The following is a 24,025-nucleotide window of genomic DNA, read 5'->3' as shown; positions in this document are numbered from 1 at the left end:
GTTTACATATTCGGATAGTTCGGTCCTCCTCCGCCTTCGGGCACCACCCAGTTGATGTTCTGGGTCGGGTCCTTTATGTCGCAGGTCTTGCAATGCACGCAATTCTGGGCGTTGATTACGAACTTCGGATCGCCCTCTTCCTCGCCCACGATCTCGTAAACGCCCGCCGGGCAGTAACGCTGCGCCGGCTCGTCATATTCGGGAAGGTTGTACGCCACCGGAATATCGGCATCCTTCAGCGTCAGGTGACAGGGCTGGTCCTCTTCGTGGTTGGTGTTCGACAGGAACACCGAAGACAGCCGGTCGAACGTCAGCTCGCCGTCCGGCTTCGGATAGTCGATCGGCCGCGCCTGGTCCTTCTGCCAGAGGCTTTCGTGATCGGGACGGTGCGCCATGGTGTAGGGCATGCGCAGCCCCCAATGTTCCAGCCACATGTTGGCTCCGGCAATGCCGGAGCCGACGAAGTCGCCATATTTCTTGACCAACGGCACGACGTTGCGAACCTTGCGCAGTTCTTCGTACACCCAGCTCTTCTCATATGCCTGCACATAGGACGTCAGTTCATCGGCCGAGCGCCCCTCGCCCAGCGCCTCGAACACCGCTTCCGCTCCCATCATGCCAGTCTTCATCGCGGTGTGGGTTCCCTTGATGCGCGGCACGTTCACGAATCCCGCGGAGCACCCGATCAGTGCGCCGCCGGGAAAGACGAGTTTCGGCACCGACTGCCAACCCCCGTCGTTGATCGCGCGCGCGCCATAGGACACGCGCTTGCCGCCCTTCAGAATCTCCGCGATCGCCGGATGCGTTTTCCAGCGCTGCATTTCCTGGAAGGGCGACAGATAGGGATTGGCGTAATTGAGCCAAGTGACGAAGCCGAGCGCCACCTGCCCGCTTTCCTGGTGATAGAGGAAGCCACCGCCATTGGCGCCGCGCTCCAGCGGCCAGCCCTGGGTATGGATGACGCGGCCCGGAACATGCTTGTCGGGATCGATATCCCACAATTCCTTGACACCCAGCCCATAAACCTGCGGTTGGCTGTCCCGCGCCAGGTCGAACATGCGGATCAGCTCTTTCGACAGGCTTCCGCGCACACCTTCGGCGAACAGGGTGTATTTCGCGTGCAGTTCGATGCCCGGCTGATAATCGGGCTTGTGGCTGCCGTCCTTCGCCACGCCCATGTCGCCGGTCGCCACGCCCTTGACCGCGCCCTTGTCGTCGAACAGCAATTCGGCAGCGGCAAAACCGGGGAAGATCTCGACGCCCAGCGCCTCGGCCTGCTCCGCCAGCCAGCGGCACATATTGCCCAGACTGCCGGTATAGGTCCCCTTGTTGTGCATGAAGGGCGGCAAGGCGAAATGCGGGATTTCGGACTTGCCCTTCTCCTTCAGGATCCAGTGATGGTTCTCGGTCACCGGCGTCTTCGCCATGGGACAACCGGAATCGCGCCAGTCGGGCAGAAGCTCGTCGAGCGCGCGCGGATCGACCACCGCGCCCGACAGGATGTGCGCGCCGACCTCCGAACCCTTTTCGAGGATACAGACGGACAGCTCGCGATCGCCCTTCTGCGCGAGCTGCTTCAGCCGGATGCCCGCCGAAAGGCCGGCAGGACCGGCGCCAACGATCACCACGTCATAGGGCATGGATTCGCGTTCACTCATCTTCCGTCTCCTTCCGGCGTTGATCCGCCGCCTCTCGTCGCGCATAGGCAACGACTTGTCCAAAGCGCGATGGCTGCAGATTGACCGCCGCGTCAACCCGGGATTCTATGGGCTTATGGGGGCGGATCAACTTCAGGATTGGCGACGGGCCGCCGCGAGCACACTGGAATGGTGGCGCGATGCCGGTGTGGACACGCTGGTGGACGACGCCGCGCGCGACTGGCTCGCACCTTCGGAAGCGGTAGCGGCCGTCGCGCCCCCGCCGGCAAGCGCCGCCGCCGGTGCGCCCGCCCCGCCCGCCGACGCGCTTCCCGAGAGCCTGGACGCATTTCTCGCCTGGCGGACGGGAGGCGACGCGCCGGAGGCGGTCTGGAATACGCCCATGGTGCCCCCCGCCGGCCCGGCCGAGGCCGAACTCATGGTCCTCGTGGACATGCCGGAGCCGGGCGATGCCGACAACGGTGTGCTCGTGGGTGGTGCCAGTGGCGCACTGCTCGATCGAATGCTCGCGGCCATCGGCCTTTCTCGTGGGGCCGTGCATATTGCCGGCGTGGCGCTCGCCCGGCCGATAACCGGACGCATTCCGCCAGACCACGAGGCGCGGCTCGGCGAAATTGCGCGCCATCACGTCTCGTTGGCGGCGCCCAGGCGGCTGCTCATGCTGGGGGATGCGGCGGCACGCGCGATCTTCGGGAGCGATGGCGGTCTGCGGCGCGGACGTTTGGACTCCGTTAGTCATTCCGGCAGGAGCTTGCCGGCGGTCGCCAGTTTTCATCCGCGATTCCTTCTTGAACGCCCCGTCGCCAAGGCGGAAAGCTGGAAAGACCTGCAATTGCTTATCGGGGGCAACCGCTTGTGATTGTACGCTCCGTTCTCGCAGTCCTGCTATTGACGGCGCCGGTCGTCAGCCATGCCGCTGACAAGCGGCTCCGGCCCGGGACCGAACAGGCGGATGCCGCGCGCATTCCCGCGCAGCTCGATGCCGAGCAGCGTGCCGGATACCGCGCGGTCTTCGCCGCCATCCGCGATCACCGCTGGACCGATGCCCAGCTCCGGCTCGATTCGATGAAACCGGGGCCGCTCCACGCGATCGCGCGTGCCGAACTCTATACGGCCGCAGGCTCGCCGAAGGTGCCGCTCGCTCCACTGCTCGAGCTGCTGTCCCAGGCGCCCGAGCTTCCCCAGGCGGAACAGATCGCCCGCCTCGCGGAGATTCGCGGCGCAGAGACGCTGCCCCAGCTCCCGGAAACGCATCGCCTCGTCTGGCATGACGGCGCGCCGAACCGCCGGCGCATGCAAGTCAGCAAGAGCGACGAGGCTTCGGCCAGGCTGGCCGCGGACATGCGGCCCTATCTGGAAAATGACGACGGCGCGGGCGCGGAGGCGCTGTTGAACGCGTCCATGTCCGACCTGACCGAATCCGACCGCGCCGAGTGGCTGCAGCGGGTCGCGTGGATCTATTACATGGCTGGCGACAATGCCGACGCCCGCCGCATGGCATCAAAAGCGCAAGCGGGAGAAGGCGAGTGGGCCGCCCATGCGGATTGGGTGCAGGGACTTGCTTCCTGGCGCCAGCAGGATTGCCGCAGCGCGGAGGCCGCTTTCCAATCGGTTGCCGGCCGCGCAACCGACGTCGACATGCGCGCAGCCGGATTGTTCTGGGCCGCGCGTGCGGACATGGCCTGCGGTCGCCCCGATCTGGTCGAGGCCCGGTTGGAAAGCGCCGCCCAATATCGCGAGACCTTTTACGGCATGTTGGCGAGGCAGGCACTCGGCATTCGCGACGAGCCGCTGGGCGGCAGGATGCGTGCGGTCGCCGGCGACTGGCGGAAGCTCGACAGCATTCCCAATGTCCGGGTCGCGGCCGCCCTGCACGAAATCGGCGAGGATCGCCTCGCCGATCAGGTGCTTCGGCACCAGGCGAGGATCGGCGACGCCGGCGACTATGCCGCGCTGACCCGGCTGGCCGGTGACCTGAATCTCGCCAACACGCAGCTCTGGCTGTCCTATTACAGTCCGGCCGGCGCCAGGCCGCTGGAGGAGGCGCGCTATCCCCTGCCCGACTGGGCGCCGGACGGCGGATGGCGCGTCGACAAGGCGCTGGTCTATGCCCACACGCTACAGGAATCGAAGTTCGATACCGACATCGTCAGCCCGGCGGGCGCTTATGGCCTGATGCAGATCATGCCGGCGGCCGCCAACGATATCGGCCGCGAACGCGGCCTTGACATTGATCGCACGGCGCTCACCCGCCCTTCCACCAATATGGAGGTCGGGCAGACCTATCTGGAACGATTGCGCGACCTGCCGATGACGGACGGTCTGTTGCCGAAGGTGATCGCCGCCTACAATGCCGGTCCCTCGCCCGTGCAGACCTGGAACGTGACTACGCACGCCAATGGCGACCCGCTGCTCTACATCGAATCGATCCCCTATTGGGAGACGCGCGGCTATGTCATGACGGTCTTGCGCAATTACTGGATGTACGAACGGCGCGAGGGCAAGACGTCGCCCAGCCGGGCCGCGCTGGCGCAGGGCCTGTGGCCCAAATTCCCCGGTATGCCGGGTGCCGCCGGCATCCGCCGCCCGCAACACGAACGGATCGCCTCGGCCAGTGCCGATTGACGAAAGCACCCCCTTCAAGCCCGTTCGCATCGCCGTCCTGACCGTTTCCGACAGTCGGACGCTTGCCGAGGATCGCTCCGGCGATACGCTCGTGGCCCGGATCGAGGCTGCCGGCCACATCGTCGCGGATCGCCATATCGTGCGGGATGACTGCGACGCCATTGTCGGCCTGCTTCATGGCTGGATCGATGACGAGACGGTCGATTGCGTCATCACCACCGGCGGCACCGGGGTCACCGGTCGCGACGTGACGCCGGAGGCGCTCGCCCGGGTGCAGGACAAGGCCATCGAAGGCTTCGGCGAGCTGTTCCGCTGGCTCAGCTACGCCAAGATCGGCACCTCGACCATTCAGTCGCGAGCATGCGCATGTGTGGCGCGCGGCACCTATATCTTCGCGCTTCCCGGCTCCACCGGCGCCGTAAAGGACGGCTGGGACGACATCCTGGCGCAGCAGCTCGACATCCGCCACCGGCCCTGCAACTTCGTCGAACTGATGCCGCGCCTGATGGAACGCTGACGACGACGTCTCAGGCGGCATCCCCCTGCTCGGGCGCCTTGGTCCAGACAGCGAGTTCGTGGCCGTGCGGATCGCGGAAGTGGAACCGGCGGCCGCCGGGGAAAGCAAAGATCGGCCGGGATACGGTTCCACCTGCTCGCGTGACCTGCTCCACCGCCGAATCGATGTCATCAACCTCGATCACCGGCAGCAACTGCGCCGTCCATTCGTCCGCATCTCCGTTCAGGCCGATCTCGACGTCGTCGCTTGTCGTCGCTGCATAATCCGGTCCGAATTGCGACAGGCTCCACCCGAATGCCTGCTCATAGAACTGTTTCAGCCGCGCCACGTCCCGCACCGGTAGCTCCAGATAATTCAGCCGCGCCATATCGCCTCCTTCGTTCTTGCTATGTTCTACTCAATCGCTTATCCCAAGGCAATGGCAAAGACGACTTCCGGTCGCGGCGCGACGCAGAACAGGGAAAGTGCCCGCTTCAGCACGGTCGAACGGCTGGCCGATGGCGACTGGCTGGACATGCGCGATGCCGTGGACGGCCCGGCGGCCAAGCTGCGCACCACCGTAACGGTAGAGCATCCCAGAACCATCATCACCCGCAACCGCTCGCCCGACATTGGGTTCGACCGTTCCGTCAATCCGTATCGCGGCTGCGAGCATGGCTGCATCTACTGCTTCGCGCGCCCGACGCACGCGTTCCACGATCTCTCGCCCGGCCTGGATTTCGAGACGAAGCTCTTTGCGAAGCCATCCGCGCCGGACCTGCTGCGCGCGGAGCTGGCGCGGCCGGGATATAGCGTGCGGCCGATCGCCTTCGGCACCAATACCGATCCCTACCAACCCGTCGAACGCGAATGGCGGATCACGCGGCGCTGCATCGAAATTCTGGCCGAGACCGATCATCCCCTCACCATCACGACGAAGTCCGACCGGGTTCTGCGCGACCTGGACCTGCTGGCGCCCATGGCCCGAAAGAACCTCGTCGCCGTCATGCTGTCGGTGACGTCGCTCGATCCGAAAATCGCGCGCACGCTGGAGCCCAGGGCGCCGCACCCGGAAAAGCGGCTGTCGGCCGTTGCGCAACTCGCCGATCGCGGCATTCCGGTTTTCGTGTCGATTTCTCCCATCGTCCCGGCGATCACCGATCACGAAATGGAGCATCTGCTGGAACGGGCCGCGCAGGCAGGCGCGCGTTCGGCCTTCTTCATTCCGGTGCGGCTTCCCCACGAAGTCGCGCCCCTGTTCCGGGATTGGCTGGAAACCCATTTTCCCGATCGCGCCGGCAAGGTGATGGCGACGATACGGTCGCTACGCGGCAACCGCGACAACGATCCGGACTTCTTCAACCGGATGCGGGGCAAGGGCGTCTGGGCCGATCTGCTCCGCACCAGGTTCCACAAGGCGTGCCGCAAATACGGATTGGACGGGGAGCGCATGTCCTTGCGAACCGATCTCTTCCGCCCGCCGCGCGGCCCGCAAGGGGAATTGTTCGACTGATGCATTCTGCGGGCGAGCACCCGGCCGGAAACCAACACAACCGACGGCATGCGGGCGCGGGCGCTTCCATTGCAATCGCGCCGCCGCTGCGCGTAAGAAACAAAGAAAGGCAAAGGAGTAACGATCTTGCGGACCATCTTCGCGGCGCTGTGCGCGGCCGCCCTTCCATTTGCGGCTCATGGCGAAACAGCGGACGAAGTGCCGACCGGAAAACTCCCCGATACCGCCGCGCCGACCGCCTATCGTCTCGACCTGACCGTGCTGCCGGCGCAGGATCGTTTCAGCGGCCATGCCGAGATCGACGTCGATCTGAAGGAAGCCGCGAGCATGATCTACATGCACGGCCGCGATCTGAAGGTGACCAGGGCGACCGCGACGGTGGGAAGCGAAACCTTTCCGGTAACGCTGAAACAGATCACTCCGTTGGGGCTCGATCGGCTGGAGTTCGGCCGGATGCTGCAGCCGGGCAAGATCACCCTGTCCTTCGACTATTCGGCGCCGTTCGGATCGGGTGCGGCGGGCCTGTATCACGTGAAGGTGGGTGACGAGTGGTATAGCTGGACGCAGTTCGAATCGATCGACGCCCGAGCCGCCTTCCCGTCCTTCGACGAGCCGGGCTTCAAAACGCCGTTCACCGTCAATCTGACGACCCGGCCGGGTTATGTCGCACTGTCGAACGCCCCGGAAACCGGAAAGGCCAAGGTCGGCGATCTCGTCAAACACAACTTCCGCACGACCAAGCCGCTGCCCACCTATCTCATGGCATTCGTCGTCGGCCCGTTCGCCACGGTGGAAACCACCGCCGAACCGACCCCGCAGCGCAGCGATCCGCTGCCGGTGCGCATCGTCGCGACGCAGCAACAGGCCGGAAAGCTGGCCTTCGCGCGGGAGAATACCGGGCCGATCGTAGCGCTGCTGGAAAAATATTTCGGCGAGCGCTTTCCTTTCGGCAAACTAGACCAGATCGGGTCGCCGATCATGCCCGGCGCCATGGAAAATGCCGGCGCCGACATCTACGGCGACGGCATTCTCCTGCTGGAACCCAATGCCACGGCCGCGCAGAAGCAGAGTTTCGGCATGGTCGTTTCGCACGAGCTGTCGCACCAGTGGTTCGGCGATCTCGTCACCCCCGCCTGGTGGGACGACATCTGGCTCAACGAGAGCTTCGCCAATTGGATGGGCTATCGCATCGGCAATGAATGGCGCCCCGACCTGAACATCGGCACCAACGCCATCGAGGAAGCGTTCGAGGCGATGGATATCGACGCGCTCAAGGCGGGCCGGCCGATCCACCAGAAGATCACGCGCGACGCCGACATCAACAGCGCGTTCGATTCCATCACCTATGGCAAGGGTGGACAGGTCGTCGCGATGATCGCGGCCTATATGGGTGATGCCGAATTCCAGAAGGGCGTTCGGCTGCACCTGAAGCGCCACGCTTATGGCAATGCGACGACCGAGGAGTTCTTCCAGTCGCTCGCCGACGCGGCGCAGGATCCGCGCGTGCTGAGCGCGATGAAGAGTTTTGTCGACCAGCAGGGCGTGCCCGTCGTCACTTTTCACCACGCGAACGGCAAGCTGATGGCGAGCCAGAAGCGCTACAGCTATCTCGGCACCCAGGTCGCGCCCGAAACCTGGAGCATTCCGCTGTGCATCCGCCACGGCGAGGAGCGGAACTGCACCTTGATGGACAAGCGGCAGACCCTCGTCCGCGCGCCCGGCACGGGGGCGATCATGCCCAATGCCGGCGGCACGGGCTATTACCGGTTCGATCTCGACCCCGCCGACTGGGACGCATTGATCGCCGCAGCGCCGAAGCTGGTTCCGGGCGAGGCCCTGGCGTTGACCGACAGTCTGTGGGCGGATTTCTATGCGGGATCCGGCTCGGCGGAACGCCTGATCGCGCTCACCCACGCGATGGCGGCCAATCCCGATTCGAACGCCGCCGTCGACAATGGCAACCGCCTGGTCGAACTTGCCGGACACGGCATGATTTCGGATGCGGCGATGCCCGCCTATCGCCGGCTCCTGATCGACACCTATGCACCGTTATATGAAAAACTGGGGTTCGATCCGGCCGATGGCGCTTATGCGGACGAAAATCCCGATACGCAGGAGCTTCGCCGCGCGGTCGTCGGCCTGATGGCGGGAGCTGCGCAAGACGAAGAGGTGCAGGCCCGGCTGGCCGAGGCGACGAACGCCTATCTCGCCGGCAATGCCGAGGCGCTCGCCCCCGGCTATCTGCGGCGCGGGTTGGGCGTCCTTGTCGAGCGCAATGATCTGGATTTCGCCAAGTCGTTGGCGGACAAGGCGTTGTCGAGCGATGATTCCGAATTCCGCGAAGCGGCGCTGGCGGCGATCGGTGGATCGGGCAAGGCCGATATCGGCCGGTGGCTACTCGAGGATTTCGACGACGCCCGCCTGCGCAAGACCGAAAAGCTCGACCTGATCGGCGACCTCGCCGGCAATGGCGACACTCGCAAACTGGCTGCCGATTACATGATCGCGCACTTCGATCGGATCGCGAAAGATGCCGGCATCTTCGCGGCTCTCAGGATTCCAGCGTTTTTCTCCGGAAGCTGCTCGGTAGCGCAAGCGGATGCACTGGAACAGGCACTGCGTCCGAAGTTCGAGGCGGCCGGCGTCGGCATGCTCGGCTTCGACCGGACGATCGAGAAGATCCGGACGTGCGCCCGGCTGAAAACCGCGCTTTCCGGCGACGTGTCGAAAGCCCTGTTGCGCGGGACCGGGTAACGGCGGTGGGTCGGGAACCGGCCGGGAAGCCCGAAGCTGCCTTTCTCTTGGCCCACCGGCTCAGGCGACGGCCAGTTTGAAATCCTTATACTGCTCGCGGATCTGGGCCTTGAGCAGTTTGCCGGCCGCGGTGTGGGGTAGCGAGTCGACGAATTCGATTTCGTCGGGCAGCCACCATTTGGCGACGTGCCGCTCCAGATGGGCGATGATCTCGTCCGCCGTGACGGTGCTTCCCTGCTTGCGAACCACCAGCAGCAGCGGGCGCTCGTCCCATTTCGGATGATGCACACCGATGGCCGCGGCTTCCGCTACGCCCGGGCATCCGACCGCGCAGTTTTCCAGCTCCACCGAGCTGATCCATTCGCCGCCGGACTTGATGACATCCTTCGCCCGGTCGGTGATCTGCATCGTGCCGTCGGGATGGATCACCGATACGTCTCCGGTATCGAACCAGCCGTCCGGGGTCAGCGCGTCGCCGCTGTCATCCTTGAAATAGCGCTTGACGATCCACGGCCCGCGGACCTGCAGCCGCCCCGAGCTGACGCCGTCTCGCGGGAGCGTGTTTCCATCCTCGTCGACGACCCGCATTTCCACGCCGAACGGAACACGGCCCTGCCGGCACAGGTAATCGACCTGCTGATCGAACGTCAGGTCGTCCCAGTCCGGCGGCCGCGCGCCGATCGTGCCGATCGGAGAGGTTTCGGTCATGCCCCAGGCGTGATTGACGCGGATTCCCATTTTCATGATCCGTTCGATCATGGAACGCGGCGCTGCAGAACCGCCGATCGTGACGACCTGCAAATGCCGGGGAGCTTCGCCCGTTTCATCCATGTGCTGGAACATCGCGAACCAGACCGTCGGCACCCCGGCGCTGTGGGTGACCCGTTCGCGATTCATCAGGCCGCACAGGACCTTCGCCTCGTTGACGGCGGAAAGGACGAACTTCAACCCGGCGGCGGGTGCGGCGAACGGCAGCCCCCAGCCCACCGCATGAAACATCGGCACGACCGGCAGCGCGACCGAGCTCGCGGAAAGGTCGAACACCGATGGCTGCATCTCGGCCAGGGCATGAATGACCGACGAGCGGTGCGTGTAGAGAACCCCCTTGGGATTGCCCGTCGTGCCACTGGTATAGCACAGCATGCACGGTTCGCGCTCATCGCCCTCTACCCAGCGATATGCACCGTCCTCCCGCCCGATTACCGCCTCGAAGCTGTCCGGTCCGTCACTATCATAAACGATGTAATGCTCGATCGTCGTCCAGCGGTCGCGCATCCTGTCCACGATCGGCTGGAACGCCTTGTCGTAAAGGAGGACCTTGTCCTCCGCATGGTTGGCGATGAAGGCGAGCTGGTCCTCGAACAGTCGCGGATTGATCGTGTGCAGGATTCCGCCCATCCCGATCGCACCGTACCAGGTGATCAGGTGCCGCGCATGGTTCATCGCCAGCGTTGCGACACGGTCGCCGGGGCGCACGCCCATCCGCTCCAGCGCCTGCGCCAGCCGCCGCGCGTCGCGGCCGACCCCGGCCCAGTCGGTTCGCGTTTCGCTGCCGTCGGCCCAACGGGTCACGATTTCGCGCGAACCGTGTTCTCGCTCGGCATGTTCGACCAGTCGCGGTACCCGAAGCTCGAAGTCCTGCATCCCTCCCAGCATCGCGCGCTCCCAATGCCCTTTATCCTGCGGCCGCAAGCCGCTTTATCTCCGCCGGCTTCAATACCGACCATTCGACACCTTGGAGACTCTCGATCCGCTCGGCAAGCTCCCCATCTAGCAGGAAATCGCTGCCGAGGATCAGTTCGGTCTCTCCGCCCGCGATGGTGGCGTGCAGCCGGACCTCCGCTTTCCCGCCGCGCTGATCGGCGAGCATCTCCGCCAGCAACGGCAACACCGCGGGACCGTCGACGGCGAATTCCAGGATCAGTCGCGCGCTGTTGGCTAGTTGCTCGAATGGCTGGATCTGCCGGATGGTCACGCGCGGCGTCTCCTCACCGGGCCGTCGATCCAGCTCCGCCGTCACCAGTCCGCATCCGCCGGCCTTCGCCGCCTCTTCGACCTGCTCGGACACGGCGTCGTCGAAACAGGTCGCGATGCACTGCGCCGTCGCGTCCGAAAGCCCGGCCATCAGGTAACGCTTGCCACGCGCGGACGTGCGCCACCGGGCATCCTCCACCAGAACAGCGAACAACGCACTTGCCCGGCCGCCCTCCGGCACCTCGAACTCGTTGATGCTCGCCAGGGTTCGGGCCTGATGGGTGCGCGCCAGATGCGCATAGCGATCGAGCGGATGGGCGGAAAAGTAAAAGCCGAATGCATCCTTTTCCGCCGCGATGCGCTGCACCAGCGACCAATGCGCAGCGGCGGGAAGCTTGATGTCGGGCTCGGCCGCGCTCCCCTCGCCGAACAGGCCGCCCTGACCGCTGACCCGCTGCTCGTGCGTGCGCGCCGCGACCGCCAGCAGCGTTTCGGCCACGGCATGGACGCCGGCGCGATTGTCGTCGATCGAATCGAAAGCCCCCGCGCCGGCAAGCGTTTCCAACTGCCGTTTGTTGAGGAGACGGGGATCGACGCGGCGGGCGAAATCGTCGAGCGACCGGAACCGCCCCTCGTTCCGCCGCGCATCGACCAGCAGTTCCATGGCGCGCTCGCCCACGCCCTTCAGCGCGGCCAGGGCATAGCGGACGGCCAGAGCGCCATCCGCGTCCGCCTCCACCGTGAACTCGGCTTCGCTGGCGTTGATGTCGGGCGCCAGGCAGGAGACGCCCAGCCTTTTCATGTCGTCGACAAAAATCGCAAGCTTATCCGTCTGGTGCAGGTCATAGCTCATCGACGCTGCGAAGAATTCGTGCGGGTGATGCGCCTTCAGCCAGGCGGTCTGATAGGCGAGCAGCGCATAGGCGGCGGCGTGGCTCTTGTTGAAACCGTATCCGGCGAACTTGTCGATCAAGTCGAACAGCTCGTTGGCCTTCGCCTCTTCGATACCGTTATGCTCCCTGCAGCCCGCGACGAAGATCGCGCGCTGCTTGTCCATCTCTTCCTTCTTCTTCTTGCCCATGGCGCGGCGCAGCAGGTCCGCGCCGCCGAGCGAATAGCCGGCAAGAACCTGCGCCGCCTGCATCACCTGCTCCTGATAGACGAAGATCCCGTAGGTCTCCTCCAGGATAGGCTCCAGCAGCGGATGCGGATATTCGATCGGTTCACGGCCGTTCTTGCGCGCGCCGAACATGGGGATATTGTCCATCGGTCCGGGGCGATAGAGCGACACGAGCGCAATGATGTCACCGAAGTTGGACGGCCGGACCGCGGCAAGCGTGCGCCGCATGCCTTCGGATTCAAGCTGGAAGACCCCGACCGTCTCACCGCGCTGCAACAACTCGTAGGTCGCCTCGTCGTCCCATTTGAGCGCGTCGAGATCGACCGCGATACCGCGCTGCTTCAGGAGCTTCGTTGCAAGATTGAGCACCGAAAGCGTCTTCAGCCCCAGAAAGTCGAACTTCACCAGCCCCGCGCCCTCGACATATTTCATGTCGAACTGCGTGACCGGCATGTCCGAGCGCGGGTCGCGATAAAGGGGCACCAGTTCCGACAGCGGACGGTCGCCGATCACCACACCCGCGGCATGGGTGGAACTGTGGCGTGGCAAGCCTTCCAGCTTCATCGCGAGATCGAGAAGGTAGCGAACGCCCTCGTCGTTCCGATACTCCGCATGAAGTTCGCTGACGCCGTTCAGGGCACGTTCCAGCGTCCAGGGATCGGCCGGCAGGTTCGGCACAAGCTTGGCGAGCCGGTCGACCTGACCATAGCTCATCTGCAGCACGCGGCCGGTGTCCTTCAGCACCGCTCGCGCCTTCAGCTTACCGAAGGTTATGATCTGCGCGACATGATCCCGGCCGTATTTCTCTTGGACATAGCGGATCACCTCGCCGCGCCGCGTTTCGCAGAAATCGATGTCGAAGTCCGGCATCGATACGCGTTCGGGGTTGAGAAAGCGCTCGAACAGCAGGCCCAGCTTCATCGGGTCGAGATCGGTGATAGTGAGCGCCCAGGCGACGACCGAGCCGGCGCCGGAACCGCGGCCCGGCCCCACCGGGATGTCGTGATCCTTGGCCCATTTGATGAAGTCGGCGACGATCAGGAAATAGCCCGGAAACCCCATCTGGATGATGATGTCGAGTTCGAACTCCAGCCTCTCGAAATATTCTGGAAACCGCGCTTCCAAAGCTGCGGCGTTCGTGCCGGCCATCTCCGCCGGCTGACCCTCGTCAGGCGCGGCGTCGATCGAGATCAACTTCGTCAGGCGTGCGACCAGGCCGGCCCGCGCATCTTCGCGCAAGCGCGCCGCCTCGCCCTCCCGGTCGCCGGCAAGGCTTGGCAGGATCGGTTTCCGCTTCGGCGCGGCGACGGCGCAGCGCTGCGCGACGACCAGGCTGTTGTCGATCGCCTCCGGCAGATCGGCGAACAGCAATTTCATCTCGCTGGCCGGCTTCAGCCACGCGTCGGGAGAACTCTTCGGCCGATCGTCGCTCGCGACATAACTGGAATTGGCGATGCAGAGCATCGCATCATGCGCATCGTGGAAATCGCGTTCGGCAAAGCAGCACGGGTTGGTCGCGACGATCGGCAGTCCGCGATCATAGGCCAGGTCGAGCAGATGAGGCTCGGCGCGCGTCTCGACATCGTCGTTGCGGCGCGACAATTCGACGTACAGCCTGTCGCCGAACAGGTCCTGCAGCCGATCGGCATAGCGTAGCGCCGCTTCGCTTTGCCCGTCGGCGAACATCCGGGCGAGCGCCCCTTCCCGCCCCGCGGTAAGCGCGATCAGGCCATCGGTGCATCCGTGCAGGGCATCGAAATTGATATGCGCCGGCTCTTCGATCGGGCGATCGAGATGGCCCCGGCTCACCAGGGTGCACAGATTGGCATACCCGGCCTCATCCTGGGCCAGCAGCGCCAGCCAGTCGAGCGGCTGGCTCAGTTCTCCCGACGGCGATTCGGGACGCGCGACGGTCAACATCGTCCCGATGATCGGCTGCACGCCCGAATCGAAGGCGGCATCGGAAAAGGCCATGGCGGCGTACAGGCCGTTGCGATCGACGAGCGCGGCGGCCGGAAAGCCCAGCTCGCGCGCATGGCGGGCGATTGCCGACGGTTCGATCGCACCGTCGAGCATGGTGTAGGAGGAGAATATTCTTAAGGGAACGAAACCAGCATGGGCCATGAGCGCACTATGCGCCCTCCAGCCGATTCAGGAAACACCCGAGCAGTGGGAAGCGCATTTTCGCAGTGCGGAACGCAGGTCCCGTCTCGATCGTTTCGCTGGTGTTTTCAGGAGAGTATCGTGCCCGAACTTCGCAGCGCCGAACCCGCCCCGCTCACGCGGGGAAATCGCGGATGGGGGCTCATGCTCGTCTATGGCCTGCTGTCCGTCATACTGGGCATCGTCGCGATCTTCTGGCCGTTTCCGGCAAGTCTTGCCGCCGCGCTGGTGTTCGGCGCGTTCCTGGTCGCAGCCGGAATCGGCGCGATCGCGTCGGCCGTCGCCGGCCATGCACATGAAAGCCGCCTTTATTCGCTGATCTTCGGCGGGATCTCGCTCGTGGTGGGCGTGCTCATCTGGTTCGCGCCCGTCGCAGGCGTCGTGTCACTGACCATGCTGGTAATGGGTTGGCTGACGGCGCGCGGAATCCTCGAACTCTATCTGGGCGCCCGCTTTCGCCGCAACCGCGCGCTGATGCTGTTCCTCGGCGTGCTGAACCTCGCGCTGGTCGCGCTGATCCTGCTCACCGGCCCCTATTCGGCGCTGACGCTGCCCGGCTATATCATCGGTCTGAGTTTTCTGGTCAGCGGCATCACCGTTACCGCGAACGCTATCTCGCACCGTCAGGCCATCTAGATCCGGCGGTGACGTCCGGCGCTATTGCAGCAACCCTTCGTGCAGGCGCACCACCCTGTCCATCTTTCGGGCGAGCCGTTCGTTGTGCGTCGCCACCAGTGCAGCGGAACCTTCATCACGGACGAGACGAAGGAATTCGTCCAGCACCACGTCCGCGGTCACTTCATCCAGGTTGCCCGTGGGCTCGTCCGCCAACACGATGGCGGGACGATTGGCGAGCGCCCGGCCGACTGCCACCCGTTGCTGCTCGCCGCCCGATAATTGGCTGGGCCGGTGACTCAGGCGCTGGCCCAGCCCGAGTGCGGTAAGAAGGCCGGAGGCACGGTCCTCCGCTTCCTCGCGCGTCGCGCCCTGGATCAACTGCGGCAGCACGACATTCTCGATCGCGTTGAAATCGGGCAGCAGGTGATGAAACTGATAGACGAAGCCCAGGGCGTCGCGGCGCAGCTCGGTACGACCGCGGCTGTCCAGCTTCGAGGCTTCCCTTCCCGCGATCCGGATCGAGCCGCCGAAGCCGCCTTCCAGCAGCCCCACGGCCTGAAGCAATGTGGATTTTCCCGATCCGGACGGACCCAGCAGCGCCACGATCTCACCCTGCGCCACGTCGAGGTCGACACCGCGCAGCACGTCGATGCGGACGCTGCCCTGGGTGAAGCTGCGCTCCAGCCCCCTCGTTGCAAGAACCGCTTCATTCATAGCGCAATACCTGGACGGGGTCGGTGCTCGCCGCCTTGAAGGCGGGATACAAGGTTGCGAGGATGGAAAAGACCAGTGCCATCAAGGCGATGCCGACGACCTCCAGCGGCGCCGTCTTGGCCGGCAATTCCGTCAGATAGCGCATCGAGGGATCCCAGACCTGTTGCCCGGTCACGAAACCGATCGCCGCCACCACATTCTGTCGGAAATGGATAAAGACGAAGCCGAGGATCAGACCGGCGCCGATCCCCAGCGCGCCGATCGTGGTGCCCACCGTCATGAAGATACGCAGCAACCCCAGCCGGGTCGCGCCCATCGTTCGCAGAATGGCGATGTCGCGCGTCTTGGCGCGGACGAGCATGATAAGCGACGACAGAATGTTGAACACGGCGACCAGAATGATGATCGACAGCACGACGAAGGTGACGAGACGGTCGACCTTGAGCGCTTCGAAAAGCTGCGCGTTCATCGATCGCCAGTCGGTGATGAGCCCGCGATCGCCGACCTTGGCGGCCAGCGGCGCCACGATCTCGCCCACGCGATCGGGATCGGTGACGTTCATTTCGATCATGCCCACCGAATCGCCCATCAGCAGCAGCGTCTGTGCATCCTGCATCGGCATCACGACGAAAGTCTTGTCGTAATCATAGACCCCGACTTCGAAGATTGCTCCGACCCTGTAGGAAATGATTCGCGGTACGGTGCCGAACGGGGTCGCGTGGCCCTGCAGCGAGGTCAGCGAGATCTCGCTGCCCACCGTCGCGCCCAGCGCCTCGGCCAGGCGGGAACCGATCGCCACCGCCTTGCTGCCCGGTTTCAGTGCATCGAGGCTGCCCACGACCACATTGTCCGCGATGGTTGCGTTGTGGCGTAGATCGCTGACCCGCATGCCGCGCAGAAGAACGCCCTCCGCCCGACCGTTATGCGATGCGAAGAGCGGTTGCTCGACCAGCGGCATGGCTTTCGTCACGCCCTTCGTCGCGCGCGCTTCCTCCAGCACCTGACGCCAGTCGCGCAACTGGCCGTCATAGCCCTGCACCACGGCATGACCATTGAGCCCGACGATCTTGTCGAACAGTTCGGCGCGGAAGCCGTTCATCACGCTCATGACGACGACGAGCGCGGCGACGCCCAGCATCACGGCAATCAGGCTGATCGACGCGACGAGGAAGATGAACGCCTCGCCTCGCCCTGGCAGCAGATATCGCCGTGCGATCATTCGCTCGTAGCGCGACAACAGCATGAAGTGGTTCAATCCCCGGCGGTGTTCAGGCGTGACGGCTGTAGAGTGCCCCCGCTGCCGTGACAATCCATGCTGTTGCCAAATGAACACAGGGTGAAGCCAATCTCACGCCGGCACCCGGAAACCCCATGACATCCAGCCGCCAAAGGCTTAGCAAGATCGTCACCAAACACAGGCAAAAGGCCGTGGTTCGGGGAGGCTTCGTTGCCCCGTCCGACATCAGAATCGGACGCGTGGGCAGAAGCCGTACAAGGGGGCTGACGAGTATTCGTCACGCAGGCGCCCGGGCTGGAAACAGCTCGGGCGTTTCCTTGTCCGCATGCCAAAACATTCGTCACTGCCTTCGCACGATTGCGCGCTCCGCCCCCATTCCGTTTTTGCCGCAAGGGCACGGGCGAAGCGGGTTCGGAACTGGAAGGTGGCATCTTGAAACCTGAATTCACGATACCCAATTTCCTGTCGTGCGGCGCCGAACCGGGCCGCACCGGAACCCGATGTCGCGCTTGGCGGACATCGGCCGACGTTCATCTTGCTCATTGGAGGATTTGAAAATGCGTCAGATCGACCTAACCCCCTATCGTCGCTCCGCGATCGGATTCGATCGGCTGTTCGACATGCTGGAAAGCCGCGCCCGAGAGAGTGCGGGAGACAATTACCCGCCGTTCAATCTCGAACGCCTTGCCGAGGACCGATACCGCATCACGCTTGCCGTGGCGGGGTTCAAGGCGGACGAGATCGACATCACGGCTCAGCAGAATGTGCTCCTCGTAAGCGGGCGCAAGGAAGAGAGTGAGCGCCAGGGCGACGGCGAATATCTCCATATCGGCATCGCCAATCGCAGCTTCGAACGCCGGTTCGAGCTTGCGGATTTCGTCCGCGTCGACGGCGCCAATCTCGACGCCGGATTGCTGACGATCGATCTCGTTCGGGAAGTACCCGAGGCGATGAAGCCGAAAAAGATCGAAGTCCGTAGCGGCGCATCACTTCCTGATGATCGGAATGCCGTGTCCGAAGCGGCCTGAACGATCAAATGATCATGTGTTAGCGGCGTCTTGCTCCCTTTGACGCTGCATCGAGAGGGCGCCCGGACATCGGTCCGGGCGCCCCATTCCTATTCCCGCGCGATATTCAGACGAGGCGGCTCTGCCGGACCGCTGCGGCGATGAAGCTCGCGAACAGCGGGTGCGGGTCGAACGGCTTCGACTTGAGTTCGGGATGGAACTGCACGCCGACGAACCAGGGATGATCGGGACGTTCGACGATTTCCGGCAGCATTCCGTCCGGCGACATTCCCGAAAAGATGAGGCCGCCTTTTTCCAGCGCGTCACGATAATGCGTGTTCACTTCGTAGCGGTGACGGTGCCGCTCCGAAATATCGGTGCCGCCATAGATCGAAGCGACAACGCTGTCGGCGTCGAGGGTCGCGGGATAGGCGCCCAGACGCATGGTGCCGCCGAGATCGCCGCCTTCTTCCCGCTTTTCGATGCCAGATTCACTCATCCATTCGGTGATCAGGCCGACAACGGGGTCGCTCGTTTCGCCGAATTCGGTGGAAGAGGCGCCGGCAATACCGGAGATATTGCGCGCGCCCTCTATGCAGGCCATCTGCATGCCGAAACAGATCCCGAAATAGGGAACGCGGCGTTCGCGGGCGAAGCGCACGCTCGCGATCTTGCCTTCCGCCCCGCGCTCGCCGAATGCGCCTGGCACCAGGATCGCATGGCAAGGCTCCAGCGCCGCCGCCACTTCGCCCTCGTCACCTTCGAAGAGTTCGGCGTCGATCCAGCGGATATTGACCTTCACGCGGTTGGCGATGCCGCCATGGATCAGCGCCTCGTTCAGTGATTTGTACGCATCCTGCAGCCCGACATACTTGCCGACGACGCCGACCGTCACCTCCCCTTCCAGATGGGTCAGGCGATCGAGAATCTCCGTCCAGCGCGACAGGTCGGGCGAGCTTCCCGGATCGTCGCCGAAAGCACGCAACACTTCCGAATCCAGCCCCTCGCCGTGATATTGCAGTGGCACCGCGTAGATGCTCGTGGCATCCAGCGCCGGAATCACCGCGGATTTGGGGACGTTGCAGAACAGGCCGATCTTGGCGCGTTCTCCATCCGGCAGCGGATGCTCGCAGCGGCAGACCAGGACGTCGGGCGAGACGCCCAGCGCCGCCAGTTCGCGTACGGAATGCTGCGTCGGCTTGGTCTTCAGTTCGCCCGCGGCGGAGATATAGGGCACCAGCGTCAGGTGAATGCTGATCGACTGCCCCCGGCCGAGTTCGTTGCGAAGCTGGCGGATGGCCTCGATGAACGGCAGCGATTCGATGTCGCCCACCGTGCCGCCGATCTCGCACAACACGAAATCCACATCGTCGCTATCCGCGATGGCGAACGCCTTGATGGCGTCGGTAACATGCGGAATGACCTGCACGGTCGCGCCCAGATAATCGCCGCGCCGTTCGCGCGCGATGATGGTCTGATAGATGCGCCCGGTCGTGATATTGTCCGACTGCCTGCTGGGAACGCCGGTAAACCGCTCATAATGGCCGAGGTCCAGATCGGTCTCCGCGCCGTCGTCGGTGACATAGACCTCGCCATGCTGATAGGGCGACATCGTGCCGGGATCGACGTTCAGATAGGGATCGAACTTGCGAATGCGCACGCGATAGCCGCGCGCCTGCAACAAGGCGGCCAGACTTGCCGCCATCAAACCCTTGCCGAGCGAGGAAACCACGCCGCCGGTGATGAAGATATACCGCGCCATGGGAGAAACCGCCTAGCGTCGAGTGGGAGCCTTGGGCAAGCGCCCAATGCGCCGCCCGCGAAAAAATCGTACAAGAGCGTGCGTTGGCGGCGCTATTGCGCCAGCGGCACCGCGTCGTTGTCGGCCGGGGCCGCCGCGTCGTTGGCCGCACCCGCGAGCGGATCCTGATCCGCGGGTTCCTGCGGCGCGGCCTGCGTTGCGGGCGTCGCCCCGCTGCCGGCGAGCGATGTGTCGATCGTCGAGGAATCGCGCGTGGCGGCCAATACCGCCAGAAGAATGCTCATCGCCACGAACAGGCCGGCAAGCGCCGCGGTGCTGCGTGTCAGGAAATCCGCGGCCCCGCGCGCCGACATCAATCCCCCGGGACTGCCCCCCGAGGTCAGCCCGCCCCCTTCGGAACGCTGCATCAGGATCACCGTCACCAGGAGCGCGGCGATGATGGCGTGAAGGACTAGCAGGAAGGTGAAGAGCATCGGAAAAGCTGACAGCCTGTGGTTGCGAAAGCGGCCACATAGGCGAGCACCGCCCCCCGATCAACCGATCTCGCGCGCGGGACCCAAGTTTTCGCGCCTCGCGGGAAACTTGAGGCCTCGGCATACGTTAGTCAGGCCAGTGAACCCGGTCTTAACGGACCTGTAATGGTACGGTTGAATGAATGTGAGTGCGCTCGCGGAAAAGCCCCTATTCTCCTGGATGCACACCCTGGTCGGCTATGTCCGTTCGGGCGAGCCCGATCTGACCAATCGCCAGATGGCGTTGCTGATGATCGTGTATCTGGAACCCGGCCCGCATACGGTACGGGGTCTCGCCGAAGCATTGAACGTATCCAAGCCCGTCGTCACACGCGCCTTGAACAGATTGGGAGCGCTCGGCTATCTGCGCCGTCAGCGCGATGATCGCGACAAGCGCAACATCTTCATCGCGCGCACGACGGAAGGGGCAGAGTTTCTTGCAGAGTTCGGGCACTTTGTCGCCGGCGACACCGCCGGTGAATCGGAAGGACAACGCGTCAGCGCGTAGGCAGTTCGCGCTCGCCGGGCGATCTGTCCGGATCGATCCGCGTGTTGCCGCGGTCCGCCGGGATCTGGCGGATATCCGTCTCGCGAGTGACGTATTCGCCCCGCATTACGCAGCACCGATGCGCTTCGGCATCCGCGCACGGCACCCGCTCCGTTCCGGTCCCGCCGAAACCGCGCCGCGCATCTCCGAAATTCTGGCCGGCGAGAATTTCGACGCACTGGAAATTTCCGGCAAATGGGCCTGGGGCATTTCCGCCGTTGACGGATGTGTGGGATATATCGAGCGTGCCGTGCTGGCCGACCCGGTGGAGGCCGACCATGTCGTCGCCGTCCGTTCGGCCCGCTTTTATGCGAGCCCCGTTCTTGCCGGCGCCCCGGCTGCCGAACTGCCCATGGGAAGCCGCGTCCGCGTCGAGGGAGGGACGGATGTGTGCCGCACGCCGCTGGGCCATGGCCGTGCGTCCGACCTGCTGCCCGCCGATGTCTCCGACGCCGACTGGGCCGTGACGGCAGAAGCGCTGATCGGCGCGTCCTATGTTGACGGCGGCCGCTCCGGCGCGGGTGTCGATGCCGGCGGCCTGATTTTTCTCGGCCTGCAACTCGCCGGGATAGCCGCGCCGCGCTTCGTCGATCTGCAATCGGAACTGCTGGGTTTCGAACTCGATCCCGATGCGGCTGTCCGGCGCGGCGACCTGATATTCGGCGATGGCGCAGCGGCGATAATGACCGACGATCAGCACTGCGCCACAGCCGACATGGCGGCCGGTGAAGTCGTTCGCGTCCCGCTGTCCGAATTCACGAGCGGTATCCGCGGTGCGGTAATCCGACGGCGGATCGAATCATGACGGCAACGATCTTCATCGATGGCGGCGCCGGTACGACCGGCCTGGAGATTGCCGGCCGGTTGGAAGGACGCTCGGAATTCGAGATCGTCACCCTGGCGGAGGACCGGCGCAAGGACGCGAATGCGCGGCGTGAAGCGCTGAACGATGCCGATTTCGTCATCCTGTGCCTGCCGGACGATGCGGCGCGCGAGGCAGTGGCGATGATCACGAACCCACATACCCGCGTAATCGACGCCTCCAGCGCCCACCGGGTCGACGAGGATTGGGCCTACGGCTTCGCCGAACTGGAACCCGGCCAGCACGACGTGATCGCGACCGCGGCCCGGGTCAGCAATCCGGGCTGCTATCCGACCGGCTTTCTCGGGCTTGTCCGGCCCCTCGTCCGTACCGGTCTGGTGCCCCATGACTGGCCGGTCACCGTCCATGCCGTGTCGGGATATTCCGGCGGCGGCCGCGCGATGATCGCCGCGTTCGAGCAAGAGGATGCGCCGACGGCCCACAAGGCGTATGGCCTCGGCCTCGCGCACAAGCATGTGCCGGAAATGCAGCGCCGCGCCCGGCTGGCCCGTCCGCCCATCTTCCAGCCGGCCGTCGCGCGCACCTATCGCGGCATGATCGTGGAAGTGCCGCTGCCGCTATCTCATTTCCCGCGCCGGCCCGGCCTCGACGCCTGCGAAGCGGCATTGTCCGACGCCTATCGCGATTCGGCGATCGTGCGCGTGGCGACCGCGAACGGATGCGAATCCGTGTCGATCGAGGAGGATGCTGGAACCGACCGGTTGACGCTGCGCGTCTGCGGGAACGAGGATACCGGCCAGGCGCGCCTCATCGCGACGCTCGACAATCTCGGCAAGGGCGCCGCGGGCGCGGCAGTCCAGAATCTGAATATCATGGCCGGGCTGGAAGAGACCGCCGGCCTGAACTTGTAACATCACCGGCGCCGCCAGCAGCGAAACGACGATCTTTGCGGTTCGCAGACCCGGCGGGTCTTGCTACGGGCACCGGCGACCAGCCACGAAAGGAACGACATGGGTGAGCCATTCGGCAAGCTGCTCCTGTTCGGAGCGACCGGCGACCTTGCGCAGCGGATGTTGCTGCCATCGCTGTACGGCCTGCACGCCGATGGATTGCTGCCACGCGATCTTACCATCACCGGCACGGCGCGCACGGAGTATGACGATTCCGGATACCAGGCGTTCGCCAAGGACGCGTTGGAACGGTTCCTGCCGGCGGATCGCAAGGACGAAAGCACAATCGGCACGTTCCTGCACCGCCTGCGCTATCAACCGCTCGATGCCTCGACCCTGGAGGGGTTCGACGAACTGGCGAAGAAGATCGGCGACGTATCGAGCGGTCTCGCCATTTTCCTGTCGACGGCGCCGTCGCTGTTCGGGCCCACCATCAAGGGGCTGCAATCCGCAGGGCTGGCGGGTGCCGATGTCCGGATCGGCCTTGAAAAACCCCTGGGCGAAGACCTGAAATCGAGTTGCGAGATCAACGATATCGTCGCCGAGGCCTTTCCAGAGGACCGCACGTTTCGGATCGACCACTATCTCGGCAAGGAAACGGTCCAGAACATCCTGGCCCTGCGGTTCGGAAACGCTCTGTTCGAGCCGGTGTGGAACGCGCAGGCGATCGATCATGTGCAGATCACCATTTCGGAAACCGTCGGGCTGGAAGGCCGCGCCGGCTATTACGATACGTCCGGTGCGCTGCGCGACATGGTGCAGAACCATATGCTCCAGCTTCTGTCGCTGATCGCGATGGAACCCCCGGCGCAGATGAACGGCACCGCGATCCGCGACGAAAAGGTGAAGGTTCTGCGCTCGCTGCGCGCGATCACGCCGGATCAGGCGCCGCACCTTACGGTCACCGGCCAATATGGCAGCGGCGCCGTCGCCGGCGAAATCGTCAAGGGCTATGACGAGGAACTCGGCCGGGATTCCGATACCGAGACCTTCGTCGCGATCAAGGCGCATGTCGACAATTGGCGCTGGCAGGGCGTCCCCTTCTATCTGCGCACCGGCAAGCGTCTGCCGGAACGCCATTCCGAGATCGTGATCCAGTTCAAGCCGGTGCCGCATTCCATCTTCGCCCAGCGCGGCGGCCTGCTGCAGCCCAACACCCTTGTCATTCGTCTGCAGCCGGAGGAATATGTCCGCTTGCTGGTGATGGCGAAGGAACCGGGGCTCGATCGCGAGGGCGTACGCCTGCGCGAAGTGCCGCTCGATCTTTCGCTCACCACCGCCTTTGCCGGCGCGCGGCGGCGCATCGCCTATGAACGGTTGCTGCTCGATCTGCTCGAGGGCGATCCGACGCTGTTCGTCCGCCGCGACGAAGTGGAGGCGCAGTGGTCCTGGATCGACGCCATCCGCAAGGGGTGGCGCGCCAATGCGATGAAGCCGAAAGCGTATCCGGCCGGAAGCTGGGGGCCGTCCGCCAGCATCGCACTGACCGAACGAGACGGCGTGACCTGGCAGGAGTGACCGCCGCCGGTCGAACGAGATTTGCAAGGAGCCG

19 protein-coding genes are annotated in these 24,025 nt (G+C 64.5%); 11 read left to right on the top strand and 8 right to left on the bottom strand.

Features of this window, described 5'->3' with window-relative positions; genetic code table 11:
- Positions 1–2: 2 nt before the first annotated feature.
- Positions 3–1,658, bottom strand: coding sequence for an electron transfer flavoprotein-ubiquinone oxidoreductase (locus RPR59_RS08250; protein WP_313912942.1), 1,656 nt, complete (start codon positions 1,656–1,658; stop codon positions 3–5).
- Here RPR59_RS08250 and RPR59_RS08245 point away from each other — a divergent pair.
- Genes RPR59_RS08245 through moaB form a run of 3 tightly spaced genes read left to right on the top strand, consistent with a single transcriptional unit; the run spans position 1,639 to position 4,800 of the window.
- Positions 1,639–2,517 carry a uracil-DNA glycosylase family protein gene (locus tag RPR59_RS08245; protein ID WP_313912940.1) on the top strand — a complete coding sequence of 293 codons (879 nt, stop codon included), beginning with the start codon at positions 1,639–1,641 and terminating at the stop codon, positions 2,515–2,517. The two genes, RPR59_RS08250 and RPR59_RS08245, sit on opposite strands and share 20 nt — an antisense overlap.
- Positions 2,514–4,283: a lytic transglycosylase domain-containing protein gene (locus tag RPR59_RS08240; RefSeq protein ID WP_313912937.1), complete on the top strand. Its 1,770-nt coding sequence runs from the start codon at positions 2,514–2,516 to the stop codon at positions 4,281–4,283. Before RPR59_RS08245 ends, RPR59_RS08240 begins: the two co-directional genes overlap by 4 nt.
- Entirely contained in the window at positions 4,273–4,800 is a 528-nt protein-coding gene (gene moaB, locus RPR59_RS08235) for a molybdenum cofactor biosynthesis protein B (RefSeq protein ID WP_313912935.1), read from the top strand. Before RPR59_RS08240 ends, moaB begins: the two co-directional genes overlap by 11 nt.
- Before the next feature lie 10 nt (positions 4,801–4,810).
- Here moaB and RPR59_RS08230 read toward each other — a convergent pair whose 3' ends face one another.
- A complete protein-coding gene (locus RPR59_RS08230) occupies positions 4,811–5,167 on the bottom strand; it encodes a VOC family protein (protein WP_313912933.1) in 357 nt (118 codons plus the stop codon).
- A 51-nt stretch (positions 5,168–5,218) separates the two neighbouring features.
- Here RPR59_RS08230 and RPR59_RS08225 point away from each other — a divergent pair, with 51 nt between their 5' ends.
- Together RPR59_RS08225 and RPR59_RS08220 are read left to right on the top strand one after the other, a co-directional pair.
- Positions 5,219–6,292: a PA0069 family radical SAM protein gene (locus RPR59_RS08225; RefSeq protein ID WP_313912931.1), complete on the top strand. Its 1,074-nt coding sequence runs from the start codon at positions 5,219–5,221 to the stop codon at positions 6,290–6,292.
- Positions 6,293–6,418: 126 nt separating this feature from the next.
- Positions 6,419–9,046, top strand: a complete 2,628-nt coding sequence (locus RPR59_RS08220; RefSeq protein WP_313912928.1) for a M1 family metallopeptidase — start codon at positions 6,419–6,421, stop codon at positions 9,044–9,046.
- A 60-nt stretch (positions 9,047–9,106) separates the two neighbouring features.
- Here RPR59_RS08220 and RPR59_RS08215 read toward each other — a convergent pair whose 3' ends face one another.
- The gene (locus tag RPR59_RS08215) at positions 9,107–10,702 is read right to left on the bottom strand and encodes a long-chain fatty acid--CoA ligase (protein ID WP_313918413.1); all 1,596 of its coding nucleotides are present in this window, start codon (positions 10,700–10,702) and stop codon (positions 9,107–9,109) included.
- A 19-nt stretch (positions 10,703–10,721) separates the two neighbouring features.
- Positions 10,722–14,264, bottom strand: coding sequence for a DNA polymerase III subunit alpha (gene dnaE / locus RPR59_RS08210; protein ID WP_313912925.1), 3,543 nt, complete (start codon positions 14,262–14,264; stop codon positions 10,722–10,724).
- A gap of 120 nt (positions 14,265–14,384) precedes the next feature.
- Here dnaE and RPR59_RS08205 point away from each other — a divergent pair, with 120 nt between their 5' ends.
- Positions 14,385–14,939: an HdeD family acid-resistance protein gene (locus tag RPR59_RS08205; RefSeq protein WP_313912923.1), complete on the top strand. Its 555-nt coding sequence runs from the start codon at positions 14,385–14,387 to the stop codon at positions 14,937–14,939.
- A 21-nt stretch (positions 14,940–14,960) separates the two neighbouring features.
- Here RPR59_RS08205 and RPR59_RS08200 read toward each other — a convergent pair whose 3' ends face one another.
- Both RPR59_RS08200 and RPR59_RS08195 read right to left on the bottom strand, forming a co-directional pair.
- Positions 14,961–15,635 (bottom strand): ABC transporter ATP-binding protein, encoded by a 675-nt coding sequence (locus tag RPR59_RS08200; protein ID WP_313912921.1) that lies wholly within the window; start codon positions 15,633–15,635, stop codon positions 14,961–14,963.
- Entirely contained in the window at positions 15,628–16,878 is a 1,251-nt protein-coding gene (locus RPR59_RS08195; protein ID WP_313912919.1) for a lipoprotein-releasing ABC transporter permease subunit, read from the bottom strand. Before RPR59_RS08195 ends, RPR59_RS08200 begins: the two co-directional genes overlap by 8 nt.
- Positions 16,879–17,429: 551 nt before the next feature.
- Between RPR59_RS08195 and RPR59_RS08190 the strand changes: the two genes are divergently transcribed.
- A complete protein-coding gene (locus tag RPR59_RS08190) occupies positions 17,430–17,900 on the top strand; it encodes an Hsp20 family protein (protein ID WP_313912916.1) in 471 nt (156 codons plus the stop codon).
- A gap of 106 nt (positions 17,901–18,006) precedes the next feature.
- Here the strand turns inward: RPR59_RS08190 and pyrG are convergent, their stop codons facing one another.
- Positions 18,007–19,641 (bottom strand): CTP synthase, encoded by a 1,635-nt coding sequence (gene pyrG, locus RPR59_RS08185; protein ID WP_313912914.1) that lies wholly within the window; start codon positions 19,639–19,641, stop codon positions 18,007–18,009.
- A 92-nt stretch (positions 19,642–19,733) separates the two neighbouring features.
- Positions 19,734–20,114 carry a preprotein translocase subunit SecG gene (secG, locus tag RPR59_RS08180; RefSeq protein ID WP_313912912.1) on the bottom strand — a complete coding sequence of 127 codons (381 nt, stop codon included), beginning with the start codon at positions 20,112–20,114 and terminating at the stop codon, positions 19,734–19,736.
- A gap of 220 nt (positions 20,115–20,334) precedes the next feature.
- Here secG and RPR59_RS08175 point away from each other — a divergent pair, with 220 nt between their 5' ends.
- The 4 genes from RPR59_RS08175 (at position 20,335) to zwf (ending at position 23,991) form a co-directional block, all read left to right on the top strand.
- A complete protein-coding gene (locus tag RPR59_RS08175) occupies positions 20,335–20,661 on the top strand; it encodes a MarR family transcriptional regulator (RefSeq protein WP_313918411.1) in 327 nt (108 codons plus the stop codon).
- 118 nt (positions 20,662–20,779) lie between these two features.
- Positions 20,780–21,505: a hypothetical protein gene (locus tag RPR59_RS08170; RefSeq protein ID WP_313912909.1), complete on the top strand. Its 726-nt coding sequence runs from the start codon at positions 20,780–20,782 to the stop codon at positions 21,503–21,505.
- A complete protein-coding gene (gene argC / locus RPR59_RS08165; RefSeq protein WP_313912908.1) occupies positions 21,502–22,434 on the top strand; it encodes an N-acetyl-gamma-glutamyl-phosphate reductase in 933 nt (310 codons plus the stop codon). Before RPR59_RS08170 ends, argC begins: the two co-directional genes overlap by 4 nt.
- 99 nt (positions 22,435–22,533) lie before the next feature.
- Positions 22,534–23,991 carry a glucose-6-phosphate dehydrogenase gene (gene zwf, locus RPR59_RS08160; RefSeq protein ID WP_313912907.1) on the top strand — a complete coding sequence of 486 codons (1,458 nt, stop codon included), beginning with the start codon at positions 22,534–22,536 and terminating at the stop codon, positions 23,989–23,991.
- The last annotated feature ends 34 nt before the right edge of the window (positions 23,992–24,025 follow it).

It is taken from the genome of Stakelama saccharophila (assembly GCF_032229225.1).
In the GTDB taxonomy this organism is placed as follows: domain Bacteria; phylum Pseudomonadota; class Alphaproteobacteria; order Sphingomonadales; family Sphingomonadaceae; genus Sphingomonas; species Sphingomonas saccharophila.
Note: the sequence above shows the minus strand (reverse complement) of the source record. Positions and strands in the feature narration are given on the sequence as shown.

Bases quoted from the DNA above. Each gene is read 5' to 3' on its own strand.
- RPR59_RS08245 (WP_313912940.1), top strand. From the start codon at position 1,639: ATGGATTCGCGTTCACTCATCTTCCGTCTCCTTCCGGCGTTGATCCGC.
- RPR59_RS08250 (WP_313912942.1), bottom strand. From the start codon at position 1,658: ATGAGTGAACGCGAATCCATGCCCTATGACGTGGTGATCGTTGGCGCC.
- RPR59_RS08230 (WP_313912933.1), bottom strand. From the start codon at position 5,167: ATGGCGCGGCTGAATTATCTGGAGCTACCGGTGCGGGACGTGGCGCGG.
- RPR59_RS08225 (WP_313912931.1), top strand. From the start codon at position 5,219: ATGGCAAAGACGACTTCCGGTCGCGGCGCGACGCAGAACAGGGAAAGT.
- RPR59_RS08215 (WP_313918413.1), bottom strand. From the start codon at position 10,702: ATGCTGGGAGGGATGCAGGACTTCGAGCTTCGGGTACCGCGACTGGTC.
- dnaE (WP_313912925.1), bottom strand. From the start codon at position 14,264: ATGGCCCATGCTGGTTTCGTTCCCTTAAGAATATTCTCCTCCTACACC.
- RPR59_RS08200 (WP_313912921.1), bottom strand. From the start codon at position 15,635: ATGAATGAAGCGGTTCTTGCAACGAGGGGGCTGGAGCGCAGCTTCACC.
- RPR59_RS08195 (WP_313912919.1), bottom strand. From the start codon at position 16,878: ATGCTGTTGTCGCGCTACGAGCGAATGATCGCACGGCGATATCTGCTG.
- RPR59_RS08190 (WP_313912916.1), top strand. From the start codon at position 17,430: ATGCGTCAGATCGACCTAACCCCCTATCGTCGCTCCGCGATCGGATTC.
- pyrG (WP_313912914.1), bottom strand. From the start codon at position 19,641: ATGGCGCGGTATATCTTCATCACCGGCGGCGTGGTTTCCTCGCTCGGC.
- secG (WP_313912912.1), bottom strand. From the start codon at position 20,114: ATGCTCTTCACCTTCCTGCTAGTCCTTCACGCCATCATCGCCGCGCTC.
- RPR59_RS08175 (WP_313918411.1), top strand. From the start codon at position 20,335: ATGCACACCCTGGTCGGCTATGTCCGTTCGGGCGAGCCCGATCTGACC.
- RPR59_RS08170 (WP_313912909.1), top strand. From the start codon at position 20,780: ATGCGCTTCGGCATCCGCGCACGGCACCCGCTCCGTTCCGGTCCCGCC.
- argC (WP_313912908.1), top strand. From the start codon at position 21,502: ATGACGGCAACGATCTTCATCGATGGCGGCGCCGGTACGACCGGCCTG.
- zwf (WP_313912907.1), top strand. From the start codon at position 22,534: ATGGGTGAGCCATTCGGCAAGCTGCTCCTGTTCGGAGCGACCGGCGAC.